Annotated in this window: 21 protein-coding genes and 1 pseudogene; 7 read left to right on the top strand and 15 right to left on the bottom strand. The window is 59.9% G+C overall.

Annotated elements, in window-relative coordinates; translation table 11 throughout:
- Nucleotides 1-122: 122 nt before the first annotated feature.
- Nucleotides 123-551, bottom strand: a complete 429-nt coding sequence (locus tag VA613_RS14740) for a plasmid partitioning protein RepB C-terminal domain-containing protein (RefSeq protein ID WP_324779775.1) — start codon at nucleotides 549-551, stop codon at nucleotides 123-125.
- A 142-nt stretch (nucleotides 552-693) separates the two neighbouring features.
- Here VA613_RS14740 and VA613_RS14735 point away from each other — a divergent pair, with 142 nt between their 5' ends.
- The 5 genes from VA613_RS14735 to VA613_RS14715 all read left to right on the top strand — a co-directional run bounded on the left by VA613_RS14735 (nucleotide 694) and on the right by VA613_RS14715 (nucleotide 2,749).
- Entirely contained in the window at nucleotides 694-975 is a 282-nt protein-coding gene (locus VA613_RS14735) for an STAS-like domain-containing protein (RefSeq protein ID WP_324779774.1), read from the top strand.
- Nucleotides 972-1,421 (top strand): type II RES/Xre toxin-antitoxin system antitoxin, encoded by a 450-nt coding sequence (gene parS, locus VA613_RS14730; RefSeq protein WP_324779773.1) that lies wholly within the window; start codon nucleotides 972-974, stop codon nucleotides 1,419-1,421. The genes VA613_RS14735 and parS overlap by 4 nt, the downstream gene beginning before the upstream one ends.
- A gap of 160 nt (nucleotides 1,422-1,581) precedes the next feature.
- On the top strand, nucleotides 1,582-1,992 hold the full coding sequence (locus VA613_RS14725; RefSeq protein ID WP_324779772.1) for a hypothetical protein: 411 nt from the start codon (nucleotides 1,582-1,584) through the stop codon (nucleotides 1,990-1,992).
- A 78-nt stretch (nucleotides 1,993-2,070) separates the two neighbouring features.
- Complete coding sequence (locus VA613_RS14720) at nucleotides 2,071-2,271, top strand: antitoxin Xre/MbcA/ParS toxin-binding domain-containing protein (protein WP_324779771.1); 201 nt, start codon at nucleotides 2,071-2,073, stop codon at nucleotides 2,269-2,271.
- 61 nt (nucleotides 2,272-2,332) lie between these two features.
- Nucleotides 2,333-2,749, top strand: a complete 417-nt coding sequence (locus VA613_RS14715; protein ID WP_324779770.1) for a DUF2442 domain-containing protein — start codon at nucleotides 2,333-2,335, stop codon at nucleotides 2,747-2,749.
- A 144-nt stretch (nucleotides 2,750-2,893) separates the two neighbouring features.
- On the opposite strand, the gene VA613_RS14710 is transcribed toward VA613_RS14715, so the two are convergent.
- From VA613_RS14710 to VA613_RS14685, 6 genes are all read right to left on the bottom strand, one after another.
- Nucleotides 2,894-3,682: an energy transducer TonB family protein gene (locus VA613_RS14710; RefSeq protein WP_324779769.1), complete on the bottom strand. Its 789-nt coding sequence runs from the start codon at nucleotides 3,680-3,682 to the stop codon at nucleotides 2,894-2,896.
- Between the two features lie 136 nt (nucleotides 3,683-3,818).
- On the bottom strand, nucleotides 3,819-4,253 hold the full coding sequence (locus tag VA613_RS14705; RefSeq protein WP_324779768.1) for a chromate resistance protein ChrB domain-containing protein: 435 nt from the start codon (nucleotides 4,251-4,253) through the stop codon (nucleotides 3,819-3,821).
- Nucleotides 4,250-4,564 (bottom strand): rhodanese-like domain-containing protein, encoded by a 315-nt coding sequence (locus VA613_RS14700; protein WP_324779767.1) that lies wholly within the window; start codon nucleotides 4,562-4,564, stop codon nucleotides 4,250-4,252. Before VA613_RS14700 ends, VA613_RS14705 begins: the two co-directional genes overlap by 4 nt.
- Before the next feature lie 4 nt (nucleotides 4,565-4,568).
- Nucleotides 4,569-5,162 (bottom strand): superoxide dismutase, encoded by a 594-nt coding sequence (locus VA613_RS14695; protein WP_324779766.1) that lies wholly within the window; start codon nucleotides 5,160-5,162, stop codon nucleotides 4,569-4,571.
- 10 nt (nucleotides 5,163-5,172) lie between these two features.
- The gene (gene chrA, locus VA613_RS14690; protein ID WP_324779765.1) at nucleotides 5,173-6,510 is read right to left on the bottom strand and encodes a chromate efflux transporter; all 1,338 of its coding nucleotides are present in this window, start codon (nucleotides 6,508-6,510) and stop codon (nucleotides 5,173-5,175) included.
- A gap of 16 nt (nucleotides 6,511-6,526) precedes the next feature.
- Nucleotides 6,527-7,468 carry a chromate resistance protein ChrB domain-containing protein gene (locus VA613_RS14685; RefSeq protein ID WP_324779764.1) on the bottom strand — a complete coding sequence of 314 codons (942 nt, stop codon included), beginning with the start codon at nucleotides 7,466-7,468 and terminating at the stop codon, nucleotides 6,527-6,529.
- Nucleotides 7,469-7,598: 130 nt separating this feature from the next.
- Here VA613_RS14685 and VA613_RS14680 point away from each other — a divergent pair, with 130 nt between their 5' ends.
- Nucleotides 7,599-8,648, top strand: a complete 1,050-nt coding sequence (locus VA613_RS14680; protein ID WP_324779763.1) for a DMT family transporter — start codon at nucleotides 7,599-7,601, stop codon at nucleotides 8,646-8,648.
- A 416-nt stretch (nucleotides 8,649-9,064) separates the two neighbouring features.
- Here VA613_RS14680 and kdpE read toward each other — a convergent pair whose 3' ends face one another.
- From kdpE to VA613_RS14660, 4 genes and pseudogenes are all read right to left on the bottom strand, one after another.
- On the bottom strand, nucleotides 9,065-9,769 hold the full coding sequence (gene kdpE, locus VA613_RS14675) for a two-component system response regulator KdpE (RefSeq protein ID WP_324779762.1): 705 nt from the start codon (nucleotides 9,767-9,769) through the stop codon (nucleotides 9,065-9,067).
- Nucleotides 9,770-9,775: 6 nt separating this feature from the next.
- Nucleotides 9,776-10,378, bottom strand: coding sequence for an ATP-binding protein (locus VA613_RS14670; RefSeq protein WP_324779761.1), 603 nt, complete (start codon nucleotides 10,376-10,378; stop codon nucleotides 9,776-9,778).
- 9 nt (nucleotides 10,379-10,387) lie between these two features.
- Nucleotides 10,388-10,966: a potassium-transporting ATPase subunit KdpC gene (kdpC, locus tag VA613_RS14665; protein ID WP_324779760.1), complete on the bottom strand. Its 579-nt coding sequence runs from the start codon at nucleotides 10,964-10,966 to the stop codon at nucleotides 10,388-10,390.
- Between the two features lie 14 nt (nucleotides 10,967-10,980).
- Nucleotides 10,981-11,283, bottom strand: a pseudogene (locus VA613_RS14660) (potassium-transporting ATPase subunit B); the annotation flags it as partial.
- A 90-nt stretch (nucleotides 11,284-11,373) separates the two neighbouring features.
- On the opposite strand from VA613_RS14660, the gene VA613_RS14655 reads away from it, so the two are divergent.
- Nucleotides 11,374-11,757: a helix-turn-helix domain-containing protein gene (locus VA613_RS14655; RefSeq protein WP_324779759.1), complete on the top strand. Its 384-nt coding sequence runs from the start codon at nucleotides 11,374-11,376 to the stop codon at nucleotides 11,755-11,757.
- A 171-nt stretch (nucleotides 11,758-11,928) separates the two neighbouring features.
- Here VA613_RS14655 and VA613_RS14650 read toward each other — a convergent pair whose 3' ends face one another.
- From VA613_RS14650 to VA613_RS14635, 4 genes are all read right to left on the bottom strand, one after another.
- Entirely contained in the window at nucleotides 11,929-12,369 is a 441-nt protein-coding gene (locus tag VA613_RS14650; protein ID WP_324779758.1) for a helix-turn-helix domain-containing protein, read from the bottom strand.
- 55 nt (nucleotides 12,370-12,424) lie between these two features.
- Entirely contained in the window at nucleotides 12,425-14,533 is a 2,109-nt protein-coding gene (locus tag VA613_RS14645) for a sensor domain-containing protein (protein ID WP_324779757.1), read from the bottom strand.
- Between the two features lie 733 nt (nucleotides 14,534-15,266).
- Nucleotides 15,267-15,578 carry a helix-turn-helix transcriptional regulator gene (locus VA613_RS14640; protein ID WP_324779756.1) on the bottom strand — a complete coding sequence of 104 codons (312 nt, stop codon included), beginning with the start codon at nucleotides 15,576-15,578 and terminating at the stop codon, nucleotides 15,267-15,269.
- A complete protein-coding gene (locus tag VA613_RS14635; RefSeq protein ID WP_324779755.1) occupies nucleotides 15,556-16,626 on the bottom strand; it encodes a type IIL restriction-modification enzyme MmeI in 1,071 nt (356 codons plus the stop codon). The genes VA613_RS14640 and VA613_RS14635 overlap by 23 nt, the downstream gene beginning before the upstream one ends.
- Nucleotides 16,627-16,828 lie beyond the last annotated feature (202 nt).

The following is a 16,828-nucleotide window of genomic DNA, read 5'->3' as shown; positions in this document are numbered from 1 at the left end:
CAATAAGAAAAGCCCGGAGAGAATCGCCGCCTCGCCATCGGTGACCTTTCCGAACAGATAGTCCGAATTGTTAAAGATCAACCTTCACGGTTGGTCGAGCGTGTGCAGCTCGGCAATCAGCTTCAGCTGCTCTCCCGTTCCATGCGCGCCATCCGCTCGGGCGTCACGCCCTTCATGGTGGCAGGCTTGGTTCCGTCCACCAGCATCTCGACGGGCGTTGCGGGCAACAGGGCCTCAGCATAGTTCATCGGCAGGCTGTTCGCTGAGAACATGAGCTCGATACGCTTCACCTGGCGCGTCGGCTTCATCTTGCGGAGCACGCGCGCAACCTCCACCGAGAATTGGCGGTCTTTCAGGAGCGATAGCCACGATGGATTTGGTCTTGGAATCCTGTGTTCTTGGGCGCCCCCCCTGCAGAAAGACCTGAATGCAACAGGCAGGCTTTCATTGCCGCGTTCACCCCTCAGAAGGATCGAAACCTGTGCCGCCTGATTCCCAGTAAGTGCAATCTTCTCGCCCCTTGTTAAGTGCCGTGCGCGTTTGCTACGCAACGGGAATGGAACAACGCAAATTGCGTAGATTCGGCCACTCGGACGTTACAAGCGCGTGTGATGGACAGTGGTGACGGGGCCGTCTAGCATGAGGTCGAGCCCTATCAGTCAACGTCGAACACAGAACCCAGCGGCACCCAAAATGATGGCTCCGGTCAGAATCGCGATGGAGATGGCCCAGTTGCGCGACGAAAACCTCGCATCCCGCGCGCAGGCCAAACTGATCGCCCGCGAGATAGAAAGGTACGCCGGCGCGCGTTCGGTACATCTGGATTTTTGTGGCATCACGGAAATAGGCCAGGGATTCGCCGACCAGCTGTTCAGGGTCTTTGCGAACGCCCATCCGGATATCGATCTCCGCCCGATCAACTGCAATCAATCGATCCTGGCGATGATCAGGCGTGCCATAAGGACGACAAGGTGAGCCAGCATTTGACGGATCCCTCGATCGGGGCGCTGCGGCTACTCGGCGGAGCGACGATTCTTCACGTGGGCCCAGGCAGCCCCTTGGAGTGGGTCGCGTCGATCCGTCAGGGATTCCCAATCCAAGTCCTGGATTCGCTCGCCGCGAACATTCAGGCGACGCCCGCTGAACTCGCGCAGCTTCTCGGCATCAGCGTGCACACGGTGGCCCAGCGCCGGCGCCTGGGTTCTCTGACTTCGCAGCAGTCCGAGCGTCTGCTCCGCCTGGCACGGGTTCTCGCACGAGCTGAGGAGGTCTTCGACGACCTGAGCAATGCGTTCCATTGGCTGACATCCCCGCTCATTGTGCTGCGCGGCGAGACACCGGCATCGCTGCTTGATACCGAAGTTGGCGGCGAACTCGTCATGGACACGCTCGGCCGAATCGAACATGGAATTTTCGCTTGAGGTGGGTAGCAATCAGCCAGTTCGCGCCAGGAAGGCAAGCGGTATTGCGCCTATGCGACGAGGGATGGCCTTCTGGAAGCGGCGATCGGTACGGGGGAATCGGGGCCAAGGCCGCGTTTCCGCATAAACGATGTTTTTGTGAGCAGTCACTGAGAAGCGTATGGGTCAAAACGAATATGAAAAGTGGGTAACCTCCCTGGTCAAGCGATTTCCTCTCCTTTATCGCGGCCGACGCCGTGGGGAGGCGGATTTCTATTTGCGAGGCTTAGGCTGGTTTCCCGTCATCGAAAAACTCTCCGAAGAGCTAGAGATCGAGATTCGACGGCTCAGAGATGAAGAAGGCGTCCCGGTCCGCAGACTCCCGCGAGCGTTTCGGGTGAAGGAAAAGTTCGGGAAACTGAGATTTCAGATTGTGAACCCAACGCCGGCCGTCTTTGACGCGATTTTCAAGGCTGAACAAGAGGCAGCGACGAGGTGCGAAATCTGTGGCCGAACCGCAACGCCGAGCCAAACGGGAGAGCTGGTCTTGTGTCCTGAGCACATGCACCTGAGGATAAAAGATGAGGTTTGAGCGCGGCTGGAGAACCGGGGCGGCCTGGTGTCCATCGGTGATGGAAAACCTGGCCGTTTCAACTATCGGAGATAAAGCATGGAAATTGCAGATCGGAAGGCAGAGATCGAAAAGTTGGCCATCCAAGTGTTCGGGAATGAGAACAAGGCCATGAAGTGGCTGCGCAAACCCATGAGACAGCTCGCGGGTAAGTCGCCTCTCGAAGCATCTGAACAAGAAGACACGGCGCAATTGGCTTTCGATTTGTTACACAGCCTCGATCACGGATATCTAGGCTAGGGCCTACGCCACGCCTCCGTCGGCGTTTTCAGGGCAATGGGAATACGTTGCAGGGGAACGCATGTCTGAGCCTGTCTTGCAGCTACTCATCTTCTATGGTGGCCTCGCGATCTTCGCAGTGGCGGGGCTGGGTTACGCGCTGTTCGTCTATCGCCGGGGCCGATCTACAGCGACAGTCACCGCAGCCGACTTCGGCTTGGCAAACGCGAGAGCGGAGGTCACAAGAGCTCGTTTCTCTGCGGCGAGAGCGGCCTGGTTCGACGATGAGAACGGGCGCGTCGTGGTGGAACTGGAAACGGGTTTGCAGCTCTCGTTCCGACCTAACCGAGTCCCTGGCCTCGAAGGCACATCACCTGAAGATTTGCGCGAGATGGTTGTGAGCCCTTCCGGCCTTGGGCTGCACCTGCCGCGGATCGATGCCGACGTTTACTTGCCGGCCCTTCTTGGAACGCGGCGCCAGCATTCGGGTAATCGCTAGCGAAAAATGGAAACGACCTTTGCAGGTCCTCGATGCTCAGTTCAAACCGCGAGCGTTGGACGTCTCTTCATCGGCCTTTGCCGCCGTTCGAGCTGCCGGCTGTCGCGGTCCGCAATACTTCGGTTAGCAGTCCATCGATCCCATTCAGCGCCCCCACCGCCATTGCTCCATCTGGCGTTTGAATGATCTTTCTTCCTCTTCGATCGTGTCCTCGGTGGAATCAGGCGGGCACCCTTCGGGAGGAGGCGGACGATGTTCCCGTTTCGCCACGTCGGGTGGAGATGAACCGTTCCACGCAAACGGGTTGTTGAAAGGCAGGGGCTCCGGCAGACAGTCCAACTTATAGCTGGGCGGCCAGCCCGTTTCATAGGGCAGGAACGAGATGGTCTGCTCGAAGATGAGCGGCTTTCCTGACGGCGTTGGCGGCAGCGGCGGCAGATTCTCGATCGCCTTCCGAGCGAGCCTTGAAACAGCCTCCGAGGTCGACCAAAGCTGTTCCACCTTGGAGAGCTTTCCATCAGGCGCGATTTCGATGCGAAACCGCACCATCCCCTGATCGGGCCCTTCGAAAGCCGTTCCCATCATGCTTCTAACCTGCTGCCCCCAGGCGTAGCGATAACGCTTGCCATTCCTGGGTGTATAGGTTGAAGCCAACTGCCATTCCTCGGCCGTGGGCGCGGACGGCGCAGGCATGGACATTGGCACCGTCTCCGGATTGGGGGGCGGCAGAGGTTCAGGCGTGGTCTGTGGTCTGGCGTGTTTGGATGGCGTGACCCTCCGTGGTTTGGACGGCTTGGCCATTCGCGGTTTGGGTGGCGGCGGTTTCGCCTCAGGTTCAACCATCATGCGGACCTGCAAGGGTTCGTCGGGGGCGGGCGGCTTCGGCTTGCCCCACCATGACGGCAACAAACTGGCGTGCAGGACCAGTGACAAGGCAAGCGCAACGAGGAAACCACGCCGGGATCGGAGCGGCGTGCCTATCATGTCCACGTCAGGGTGAAACCGAATAGCAAGGCGAACAATGATGCTGCGAAGGTGGCGTCACTGGCCGCCGAAGACGGGCAGACCATCAGGCATTTTGGCTGGGGGAACGGCTACACCAGGCGTAGAGTGCGTCGTACATCACCATGCCCTGGGCAAGCAACTCGTGGTCGTCCTGATAATTGTAGTTGAGCCCCCAGGACAGCGCGACCAGGCCCGCGACCTCGGGCGCCAGGTCGGGGGCGCCCGTGTCGGCGCCGCGCACGATGAGCGCCAGCCGATCCAGTGCCGGGTCGTTGAGGCCGTATTTCTTGATGAAGGCGTCGAAGCTGCACAGCGGGCCATGATGGCCGAGTTCAACGCCGGGCACGTCGAAGGGTATGGCACCCAGGCGCTCGGCCTCTGTCATCACCTTGTCCTTCGGGACATAGATGAACTCGGCTTCCGGGTCGATGAAGCGCGTGACCAGCCACGGGCAGGCGATGCGGTCGATCTTGGGGCGTTCGCGGGTGATCCATTTCATGGTCCGACGACCCCGCCGCCGGCGGCTTTCCAGCCCTCGATGCCGCCCTCGATGAAGCGGGCCTTCAGTCCCTTGGCCTGCAGGGCATCGACCACGCTGTTGGAAACCGAGCCGCCACGCGCACAATAGATCACGATGTCCTGGTCTTTCGGCAGCCTGTCGGCCCACTCGGCGAGTTGCTCCGGATTCTTCCATTGCGCGCCGGGCAGATGTGCGGGCGCGGCCTCCCGGTCTGCGGCGCGGCGCACGTCGAGGATCATTTTGCCGAGCAGTTCGGTTTTCAGGGTGTTGGGTTTGATGGTGCGTTCCATGGCGTCAGGCTCCCAGTTTGGCGAAGGCGGCCTCGGCGGCCGTCCAGGACAGGTTCTGCATAAAGGCGTCGACATAGGCGCCGGCCTTGGCGCCAAAGTCCATGTGGTAACTGTGCTCGTACATGTCCAGCGCGATCAGCGGAGTGGCGCCGGCCAGGTTGTGGGCGTGGTCGGCCGCCCAGGCATTGACGAGCCGTCCGCGTCGTGGACTCCAGGCGAGCAGAACCCAGCCGGAGCCGCCGCCTTGGGCCTTGCCCATGGCGGTGAATTCGGTGCGCCAGGCACCGAGCGAGCCGAAGTCGCGTTCGACGGCTGCCTTGAGTGCACCCGCCGGGTCGCCGCCGGCGCCGCCCAGGGAGTCGAAGTAGACCTCGTGCAGGATCATGGAGCCGCTGGCGATCATCTCTTCCCGCTTCAGGCCGTTGATCTCGAACACCGGCGCGCTGGCCCACTGGAGTTCAGCCAGCTTCTGCTCGATGGCATTGAGGCGCTTCACCGCGCCGCCATAGTTGTTCTCCCAGTGGCTGACGATGAGTTTCTCGGACAAGCCGTTCAAAGCAGACGGGTTGCAGGACAAGGGTTTCAGTTCGTATGGCACGGATGTCTCCTCAAACCAGGTAGGTGTAGGCAAGGCCGACCGCGGCGCAAGCGCCAATCACTTTCATGATGTCCATCTTGTATTTCCACAGCGCGATGAAGGCCGCCACCGAGATCAGGGCATAGAACCACTCGAAGGTGCCGGCGAACGGCGCCGTCTCGGTGGCTTGCGGCCACAGCACATGCCAGCCGAAGAACAGCGCGAGGTTGAGGATCACCCCCACCACGGCGGCCGTGATGCCGGTCAGCGGCGCGGTGAACTTGAGATCGCCATGAGTGGCTTCCACCAGCGGCGCGCCGGCCAGAATGAAAATGAAGCTGGGGAGGAAGGTGAAGAAGGTGGCCACGCTGGCACCGGCGAAGCCGGCCAGGAACAGGGCATCCGGGCCGAAGATCTGCTTGGTCCAGGCGCCGACGAAGCCGACGAAGGACACCACCATGATCAGCGGTCCGGGCGTGGTCTCACCCAAGGCCAGGCCGTCGATCATCTGCGTGCCCGTGAGCCAGTGGTAATGCTCGACACCGCCCTGATAGACGTAAGGGAGCACCGCATAGGCGCCGCCGAAGGTGACCAGCGCAGCCTTGGTGAAGAACTCGCCCATGTTTCTTAACACTGGCTGGCTGAGCATCACCATGGCCGCACCCCAGATGGCCAGTGCCGCCACCAGCAACAAGGCGAGATAGGTGGGCTTGAATTTCGTATGCGCCGGGGACGGGGTATCGTCGTCGATCAAGGCGGGGCCGTAGGTCTTGTTGCTGGCGCCATGGCCGCCGCCGACCTTGAATTTGTCCGGCCAGACCTTGCCGCCGAGGAAGCCGAGGATGCCTGCCGTCAGCACGATGTAGGGGAAGGGAATCTTCAGGGCAAAGATGGCGACGAACGAGGCTGCCGCCATGGCCCATAACAATTTGTTCTTTAGCGCCCGCGAGCCGATCCGCCAGGCGGCGAATACGACGATGGCCACCACCGCCGGCTTGATTCCGTTGAAGATGCCCTTGACCAGGGTGATCTCTCCGAAGGCCAGATAGACGTAGGTCAGTGCCGCCAGTATGAACAGGGATGGCAGCACGAACAGGGTGCCGGCGACAATGCCGCCCCAAGTGCGGTGCAGCATCCAGCCGATGTAGATGGCCAACTGCTGCGCCTCCGGGCCGGGCAACACCATGCAGTAGTTCAGCGCATGCAGGAAGCGGCGCTCGCCAATCCAGCGGCGTTTCTCCACCAGTTCCTGATGCATGATGGAGATCTGCCCGGCGGGGCCGCCAAAACTGATGAAGCCAAGTTTCAGCCAGTATTTGAAGGCCTCCCAGAAGCTAGGATGAGCAGGACGTTCGGTCGGGGTGGTCAAGATGGATCCAGTCCAATCAGGGGTTGTCAAAGACTGCGTATAAGTCGTCCAGCATCTGCCCACCCTGCTTGAGCAAGGCGTCGTCATCCTGGATGCGCGCCTTGAGCCCCTTCAGCAGAATCTCGAAACCGGCGGCCTCGGGGGCGTCGCCACCTACGTCGAGCGCATGGACGATGGCGCCGATGCGCATCAGGGCAGCGTCGTTCTCCAGTCCGAAGCTCGCCAGCAGGGTTTCGAAGGTGACGCGATGGCCTACGTGGGTAAAGCGCGCACCGTCGAAATCGAATCCCAAGACATCGGCGGGGCAGTCCTGGACACGTTCCAGCCAGACGAAGCGCGCCTTGCGGTCGATGAAACGGCGGATCAGCCAGGCGGATGCCAGCCGATCCACCCACATGTCTTGCCGGGTGGCCCAGGTGCGTTTCTGGAAGTCGCCCAGCGCCAGCCGCTCCGGCTGGCCATCCCGAAAATGCGGCTCGTTGGGCGATAGACGGGCGGCCAGCGTGGCTTCCAGGGTTTGCAGACGTGCTTCAGCCTCGAGCTTGCCGGCACCGGGGAAATAATCCTGTTCGACCAGGGTTTCGAAACGGCGCCGCAAGGCCTTCAGAGTCTTATTGGCGGTCGGGGCATTCTCGGCCAAGGGGTCGAAGCGTGTCAGGTCCGCCAACAGTTCAGCGTATTCCGCGGTGCGGTCAAACATCCCCTGAAATGCGGCTGACTGTGCCTCCTCCGCGTCCAGCCGGAGCAGCCACGCTGTACCGCCTGCAGCGCGGGTTTCATTTGCCAGCGCATCAAGCGCCTGCCGCGTCGTGGCGGTTTCCGGCAACAGCCACGCGCCGTCGCGCAGCGCCGCACACCCCAAACCTTTCAGGCCGCGCCAGATGCGCATGCGCGCAGTGGCGTTCTGCGTGGGCAGGGTTAGGACGATCAATGTCCATGTCACATAATCTACAGTCATGTAACAAGTATTACATCACAATTGGCACAGGGTCAATGCCTGCTGTCCAGTTGAAGAAACGCGCCAGAGGGCACGCTATTTCAATCGGTCAGCGTTTATGCTGAACGGGTTGTAGTTCAGGAATTGGGATATGAATTGGAAAGAAGGGCTACGCCAGCCTGGCGTGCCAGCCGCACTCGGCGCTGCCTTACTGTTTGGGGCGGGAACACCGCTCGCAAAGTTGCTGCTTGATGCTGTAAATCCGTGGATGTTGGCAGGACTGCTCTATTTGGGTTCTGGAGTCGGCCTATCACTTTATCGTTGGCTGAGCCGTGCCCCTGTCGTTCGGCTTGCCCGGAATGAAGCGCCGTGGTTTTTCGGGGCGATTTTGTCAGGCGGGATCATCGGTCCAGTGCTGTTGATGTTCGGGCTGACGGGGATGCCCGCATCTGGCGCGTCCCTCCTGCTGAATGCCGAAAGCGTGTTCACTGCGTTACTGGCGTGGTTTGCATTCAAGGAGAACTTCGACCGGCGCATCGCACTGGGCATGCTGGCCATCGTGGCCGGTGCGACAGTCCTGAGCGCCCCCTCAGGTGCACGTATTGCCGGACTGTGGCCGACGCTGGCCATCCTTGGCGCGTGTTTCGCCTGGGGTGTCGACAACAACTTGACCCGCAAGGTGTCACTTACCGATGCCACTTGGATCGCCTCTGTGAAAGGCTTGGTATCCGGCATCGTCAATCTGGGTCTAGCCTTTTCGCTGGGCGCGTCGATGCCGGCATTGCCAGATTTGGCGGGTGCGATGATGGTAGGCTTGCTTGCCTATGGGGTGAGTCTGGTCCTATTCGTTGTAGGTCTGCGCCACCTTGGCACTGCACGCACTGGGGCTTATTTTTCGGTCGCGCCGTTCTTCGGTGCCTTGCTCGCTGTACTGATGGGGGAGCCAATCACCATACCGCTGCTGTTTGCAGGTGCATTGATGGCGCTGGGGACGTGGTTGCATCTAACCGAGCGCCATGAGCACAGCCACAGCCACGAAGAAATGGAACACAGCCACGAACATGTCCACGATGAACACCACCTGCACGCGCATGACTATCCGGTGTCTCCCGGCACCAAACATAGCCATCTTCACCGGCACGAACCGCTGATCCACACGCATCCGCACTTCCCAGACGCGCACCACCGGCATAACCATTGAGGGCAGGCAGCATTAAGCAGTTCGACAATGCCTGAAGGTCTACTTCGCACCGAAAAACCGGACGAGCTAGGCGCAAAGTCTGTTCGGCTGTTTAGGATCGGGAGTACGCATTCGCCAAAGCTGAAGCGGCCATTCGGCGGCATTTAGACCCAATGGCCGGTGTGCGTTGCATAACTGACCTAGGTGGCGCAGTACGCTAACGGCGGCTCTGGCCGATGATCGGCCTTCGGCCTGTCGAAAAAGTGAGTTCCATCGTCGCGTCCTCGGCCAGAGCGGCCACTTAGTCCTTGCAGGCGCAAGGTCCGCTCCCAGCCAGAAGCGGCCGGTCAGGATAGTTGACGCCACAGTCCACTCCTCGGTTCAAAGGGGTCGATCGGTCCTGCGCGACCGTGGTGAGTAGTGGAAATACGTTCCAATCACATGTCGGTCACGAGGCGATAGCCCACTCCGGATTCGGTGCGGATGTGGCGAGGCAGGGCCGGGTTTGCCTCCAGCTTGCGGCGAAGGCCCGTCATGTAGACGCGGAGGTAGTGGGTGTCCTCGGCGTGGCTGGGGCCCCAGACTTCCCGCAGCAGTTGCCGGTGGGTGAGCACCCGGCCGGCATTGGCGATGAGCAGGGCGAGCAGCCGGTATTCGATGGGGGTAAGGCGGACCTCTGCGCCGCCACGGTGGACCTGACGGCGGGCCAAGTCCACCGTCACCTCGCCGAAAGTGACCAATGGCCCTTCGCCGCCGGACAGGCGCGTACGACGCAGCAGCGCACGCACCCGCGCCAGCAGTTCCGCCACGCCAAAAGGCTTGGTCAGGTAGTCGTCCGCCCCGGCGTCCAAGGCGGCCACCTTGTCGGTCTCGTCGACTCGGGCGGACAGGATCAGGATGGGGACGGCGGACCAGTTACGAAGATCACGCACCACGTCGACGCCGTCCCGGTCCGGCAGGCCCAGGTCCAGGATGACCAGGTCGGGCTTGCGCGTGCCGGCCTCCACCAGGCCACGCCCTCCTTCACCGGCTTCCACCACGTGACAGCCCTCGGCCTCCAGCGCGGTGCGCACGAAGCGGCGGATCTGGGGCTCGTCTTCGATGACGACCACGGTGGGCGAAGCGGCGCGCAGGTCTTCCATTCGGGTTCAGATCTCCGGGACGACGACGGGCGGCTCGCCGGCAGGCAGGGTGATGATGAAGCGGGCGCCGCCTTCGGGACGATTTTCCCCTCTGACCGTTCCCTTGTGCGCCTGGACGATGGCACGCACGATGGCGAGGCCGAGGCCGACCCCCGCCACGGAGGATTCGTCCTGGCCACGGGTGAATTTCTCGAACAGGCTTTCCTCCCGACCGGGCGGCAGCCCCGGTCCGTTGTCGGCGACGGTGATCGTGATGCGGTCACCCTCGTTGCGGGCAGCGATCTCGATGCGGCTGCCTGCGGGGGTGTACTTCGCGGCATTCTCCAGCAGATTGCAGAACACCCGTTCCATCAGCACGCTGTCGAACTCCAGCAAAGGCAGGTCGGCCGGCAGGTTGACGACCACCTCATGCCGCGCCAGGGGAACAGCCAGGGTCTGCATCGAGGCGCCCACCACTTCCTCCAGGGGCTGCCATTCCCGCCTGAGCTGGACGTGGCCCTCCTGCAGGCGCGCCATGTCCAGCAGGTTCCCCCGCTGTTCGCGTTCGGTATCGGCCTCGATGCGGGCAAGCAGGGCATCCGGATCAGGGCGGGTAACGGTATCGGCCATGGCAACAGTTTACGGCTTGCCGAGCCGATCAAGCGCCAGGTTCAGCGTCAGCACGTTGACCCGGGGTTCGCCCAGCAGGCCGAACTGGCGTCCCTCGGTATGGGCTTCTATGAGCTTGCTCACCGCGGCCTCGCTCAGGCCACGGATGCGGGCGATGCGCGGGGCCTGCCAACGGGCGGCGGCGGGGCTGATCTGGGGATCGAGACCGCTGCCCGAGGCGGTGACCAGGTCTACCGGGATCGGCGCGGTCTGGGTCGGGTCGGACGCCTTGAGCGCATCGATCCGGGCCTTGACCGCATCTTTCAGAGCCGGGTTGAGCGGGCCCTGGTTGGAGCCGTTGGAGGCACTGGCGTTGTAGGGCATCGGGCCGGTGGCCGATGGGCGGCCCCAGAAGTATTTCGGGTCAGTAAAGTTCTGGCCGATCAGCCGCGATCCGACCGGCTTGCCGTTCTCAACGATCAGGCTGCCCTCCGCTTGTGCGGGAAACAGCATTTTCGCAATTCCGGTAACCGCCGCGGGGTAGACAATGCCGGTGACGGCGGATAACAGGGCAAACAGGGTGATGGCGGGACGAAACAGGGTTTTCATGATCTTTTCCTTTCTCAGGCGAGCCCAGCAACGGCGATCAGCATGTCGATCAGCTTGATGCCGATGAAGGGCGCGATCAGGCCGCCCAGTCCATAGACCGCCAGGTTGCGCCGCAACAGCACAGCGGCGCCCAGGGGTTGGTATTTCACGCCTTTCAGCGCCAGCGGGATCAGGAACATGATGATCAGTGCATTGAAAATCACCGCCGACAGGATGGCGGAAGCCGGGCTGGCCAGGCCCATGACGTTGAGCGCCGCGAGCTGCGGGTAGGTGGTGACGAAGGCTGCCGGGATGATGGCGAAATACTTGGCTACGTCAGGCGGTTGGCTTGATATGCGGTGCGGTTAGAATCGTGGTAGGCGTGCCCGGCGCGGCCCGTCAGAAAACGTAAGCAGGAGCGGAAAGGCATGGAACGCAAGAGGCTTGTTGGCTCGCCCCAAAGCCCGGCGTCGCTTGGCGGGCGGCTCCGGTCTGCGCGAATTCGTGCCGGGATGAACCAGGTTGAGCTCGCCGGCCAATGCGGCGTTTCGCCATCGCTGATCTGCACGGTCGAACGCGGCAGGACCAAATCCATGCGCGATTCCACCCTGGTTCGAATGGCACGGGTTTTGGGGTGTTCGCCAGAATGGCTGGCCTTGGGTACGGGGCAGGCAAAATCTGCCGTTTCAGTCACACAGTTTGAACAGGAAGTCCTGGCGGATTTTCGCAGGCTCTCGACGGCCGACAAGAAAGCCGTGGCCCGCAACGTTCGTGACCTATTAAAGAAGTCAGGCCGAACGCGCGCTGGCTGACACCTCGCGTCAGCAACCCAATTTTGAGGGGCACATAGACTGTTTCTTGGTCTTCCACCGTAACGTTCAAGCGACTCTTGGGCGCGTGGCTAACTGACCCTTGCCATTCGCCGCTGAGCCGTTTCGCACAGGCGCTCCCCGCAGCGTCCCCTCCAGAAAGCATCCGTTCCGTCAGGCTGTTTGCATCTGGTCAAGCCGCACCTTGACCTCGCGCTTGCCCATCTTACGGATGGCCGCGATGATGGCGAGTTGCTCGGCCCGTGGCCGTGTCGTACCAGCCTCCCAATTGTAGATAGTCTGGGCAGAGACGCCCACGAGCGCGCCCATTTCCGCCGCGGACAGACCGAGTCGCGTCCGCTGCGCGCGCGCACCCTGCGGCCTGAACCTCAGCTTTGTTTCGGATTCCTCGGCGACGGCAGGCGCCGCCTTCTTCGACACCATTTTTTCGAGGCGGGATATCTGCTTTTCCAGGGCCTCGATGCGCCGCTTTAAAGCGACGATCTCGGAGCGGTGGTGGCTCGATGCCTTCTTGAGGCGTTCGGTTTCGCTCCGAAGCTGTCTGCGGACCAGCCGGGCGATTTCTTCCTTGAACACGGACGCGATGTTGGGCAAGTGGAGTTCCTCAGGGCGTACTGACAAGGCAAAATTGTACAGGGGTCGGCCCCATTCAGCCGCGCGAATCGCGCCATATGGCGCTGTTCGAGCTCAATGCGACTTGGTTCTCGCTCAAGTAGGTGGAGAATTCCGTCGCTGTCATCGGTCGTCCATAGTAGTAGCCTTGAACCGCGTCACAATGGTAGAGGCGCAAACGCGCGAGCGTGTTCTCATCCTCGACACCCTCCGCAATTGTCTTGAGGTTCAGGCTCTTAGCCATCTGGATTATGGCGCGGACGATTGCCGCGCTGCCGGCATCGTCAACCATGTTCTGAACAAATGAACGATCAATTTTCAGTTTATCCACTGAAAAGCGGCTCAAGTAAGCCAGGCTCGAATAGCCTGTTCCAAAGTCATCGATCGAGAGTCTCACCCCGATCGTTTTAAGCTTGCGAACGGTGGCCAGAACCTGCTCGGTATTCTGGATAAGGATGGACTCGGTGAGTTCCAGCTCCAGATCGTCTGGATCCAGACCCGATTCCGTTAACGCGCGGGTAACGCTCATCTCGAGATTTCCCCGCTTGAACTGCACGGCCGAGAGATTCACGGCGATTACCAGTTTGGGAAACCCCGCTTTTCGCCAAGCTGCAGCCTGCTTGCACGCCTCAAGCAAGACCCACTCGCCTATCGGAACGATATGGCCGGAGTCTTCTGCGAGCGCGATAAAACTCTCTGGCGCGATCAACCCGCGTTCGGGATGTTGCCAACGGATAAGCGCTTCGGCGCCGATCACCATGCGACTGGACAAATCAATCTGCGGTTGAAACTGCAGAACAAATTCCTGACGCTCCAGTGCTTTGGCCAACCCACTGAGCATCTGATGCTGTTCGACAGCGTCGATGTTCATCTGCTCTTGATAAAAGCGATATGTGCTACGGCCATCATTCTTGGCCTGGTACATCGCTGTGTCGGCTTTCTTGAGCAGGATGTCGAAATTGTCGCCGTCGTCTGGATAGACCGCAATTCCGATGGAGGCTGACGTGAAGAGCTGATAGCCGTTGATCTCGAACGGCAGGCTCAGCTGGTATAGGATCTTCTCAGCAATATCGCTGACCGCGACGGCTTCCCCCATATCCGGCAGGATGAGCAGGAATTCATCCCCACCTTGCCGACTGATAGTGTCAGTGGCCCGGATGCCGTCGCCCAAACGCGTCGCAACCGATTTCAGTAGAGTGTCGCCGATAGCATGACCAAGCGAATCGTTGATGGTCTTGAAATTGTCCAGGTCAAGAAATAGGAACGCGACGTACGTTGTCGTCCGTTTTGCATGCGCCATCGCCAATTCGAAGTGATCCTTGGCACGTACACGGTTCGGCAATGTGGTTAGCGAATCGTGAAAAGCCAGAAACTCAATCCGCGCTTCATTCGCCTTTCGCTCTGTAATATCGCGCGTCACACCGACAAGTGCATAGGTATTGCCCTCAGCATTGCGAAGAGGGGAAGCATGCGTCTCCAACCAGCGCTCAGTGCCTTTCTTCCCGCGAATTCGGAATTCGAGTTTGCCGGAATTTCCTTTGAACACCCGCCGACTCAGATGAATGAAGGCGCCACGGTCCTCAGGGTGGACATAGTTGATAAGTCCTTCTTGCTGTGCATCATCCAGGCTTCGAGTTTCCAACATGGCCAACCCGGCGCGATTCATCTGAAGCAACCGCCCATCGGTCGAAATGACCTTCACGCATTCCGGCTCGTTCTCAAGGATCGCATTCAAGAAGTCCTTCTGCTCGCGGAGGGTTTCCTCCGCCTCCCTTCGCTCGGTGATGTCACGCACGATAGCGACGAGATTGGCCCCGTTGTCAGTGAGGCCCAGAAACTGGAGGATGACCTCCACTGGGCGTATATCACCGCCCTTGAGACGGTGAGTAGTCGAGAATCGGGTCGTTCTGGCGTCTCCACACACCAGCGGCGCAACCAATTGGCGGAAACGAGACTCATCAAACTCCAGCGTGAGGTCGAGCGGCGTCATGCCAAGCAATTCCTCTTTGGAGTATCCCGTCTGCTGGATTGCGCCCTCGTTTACGTAAATGAAACGCAGCGAGTCGGGCCGAAAGATGAAAGCGCCATCCTCAATGATATCGAGGATACCAAGCGATTCCAGTTCATGCTGGTTGGCACGGTCCAAACGGGTCTCCCAGGTAATCGCGCGTTGAACAATTAAGGGTGGCCCTCAATTGCGTCCATGAACATCGTTGAGTAACCAATAATTCTAGTGATTCTATGGAGCGTCGCCAAAGCTGCGTGCCACCCTGATTCGGCTAGCCGACGGCTATACTCCGGCCATCGGCCACAGCGACCATTGGTTTTGATCATTTTTGGGTCGATAGGCGGCATGCCGGCGGCAGGCCACGTCAAGCTCGTCGGACCCACCAAACGACCGTCTTTTCTGCCCCCGACAGAGCTCGGTCTTCTCACTCCATACATTCTAGATGATCGGCCTGGCTGCGACACTTCGGCGTAAGATGGTCACCAACTGGATTCTTATTTCGCATTCGGGTCTTGGAGAATTTGATAGCACATGCCTCGCATACGGAATTGTAAGAAAGCCTTCGGATGGATTCTGATTCTGCTGGCGGTTTCCGCCATGGTCGCGGGAAACTTTCAGATCAGTTCGGCGATCGGCTCGATCGTCTCCGACATTGTCGCCATGATTCTCCTTGGGATCGGGATGGTCACAGTCGCCACTTAGGCTGGGTGGCGGTTTACACGGCGTGAAGAGTGGAAGGCGCGTCTGCCCCACGAGAGGGGCAATATTAAATGGCCGCTTCGAGCGAAACGCAGCCGGCCAACCGCGGATAACTGAGCGTCAGCTAAGCGCTGACATCAGGAAAGTTGAAGCGATCCTGAGCGCGCCTTTCCTATTGTGCAAGCGCTTCGATCAATTTGACTGCCATTCGCTGATGGTCCTCAGACAATGCCCTGAATGCAGCAAGCAGTCTGACTTCGGCAGCCGAGCCACCTTGCTTACTTTTCTCCATACCGAACAGCTCCTTGGCATCGAAGCCCAAAGCCTCACCCAAGCTTAGCAGATGACTTCCTCGTGGAATCGCCCGCTTGCCATTCTCCCAGGCGGCGACAGCAGTTTGCGATACCCCAACAAAGAACGCCAATTGCTGTTGGGTAAGGCCACGACGAAGCCTGAGTGCCTTAATTCGCTCTGGAAAGGCCATACCGTCGAAGGCCTCGACCCCATCCAGGTATCCTGATGGCATGCCGTATGCACTTAGCAATGTTTTCGCGCGTCGCTTGCCATTCGGCCAGCAGCGGCTCCCGCACCAGCGGATTGACAAGCTTGGCAATAGTGCCGGTGTCAGTGTAATGAGCGCCGAGTGCAGCACGCTTTTTTCCAAGCCCTCGCTCGAACAGTGTGCCGAAAATGGTGGGGTCAATTGCACGCCAGTCCATATCGGCAGAGGCTGCACGTAGGGTCTCAAGGTCGCTGCCCGTCAGCACGGGAACGGCAATCTGTCGGAATAGGCCGCCATTGAACCATTCGATGTCATCGTTGCCGTAAGCACCTTTGGGTTCCTGCATAGCCTTGAACAGCGCCGAAATACGATTGGCTGCTTTGGCCACGTCATTCTTTGCGCTGGCAAGCAAGCCCGTAAATATTTTTTCTGGCAACAGTCCTTCGTCCTCGGCAAACATGCAGAAAAGGCACTGGACGAGGAAGTGCGCCACTTGATTACTGTCTTGTCCACGCTGGCGCATTTCATCGGCCAAACCGGCAAAGCGCTGAGCGGCTTCTTCGGTTACAGCAGCTGTGGATTTTTCAGGGCGTAGCTTCTGAGGGTCGGTGAAAACCCATTTGAGTATTTGCCGTTTGCTGTCATCCGCCAGTTCTTCGATACGGATTTCGCGCGGCTCGTCGGGATACCCGGTGAAGGCTGTGTGAATGATGATGCGCTCGCGGTCGCACACGACGAGAAGCGGTGGGCTTTCGAGTTGCAGGGCGTAGTCGGTGAGTTGCTTGAGGGCTTTGTCCAGATCACGGCCGGGCTTCTTATTCTCCCACGCGAAAAAGCCACGCTTCCACACATCGGCCCAGCCATCACCGCCTCCGGATTTCTTTGCGCCACGTTCGAAACAGTAATTGTTAGGGTCGCGCGGCTTCTCAACACCGAGCAGCTCGCACAAATCATCGAAATGGGCCTGTGCCCCGGCACGTTCATTGAGTTTGTTGGATTGCCAGATTTTGATGAATTGGGTGGGCGTCATGGAGTCCTAGAACTACATAGGTGTGCAGAAAATGCATGGAGCGACGAAGGCTAACACTGAAACACACTGGGTTTGAACTAGCCCCAGAAATTCGACCGTTGTTATTCGTCTGACCGTGCAACATTTATCAATCTGCACCACTAGGGCCTGGGCCAATGACTGACTGCTTGTGGTCTGAACTGCCCTATATTGACATGGCCTT

The organism is Thiobacillus sp. SCUT-2 (assembly GCF_035621355.1).
GTDB lineage: Bacteria > Pseudomonadota > Gammaproteobacteria > Burkholderiales > Thiobacillaceae > Thiobacillus > Thiobacillus sedimenti.
This window is presented reverse-complemented; position numbering and strand designations above follow the sequence as displayed.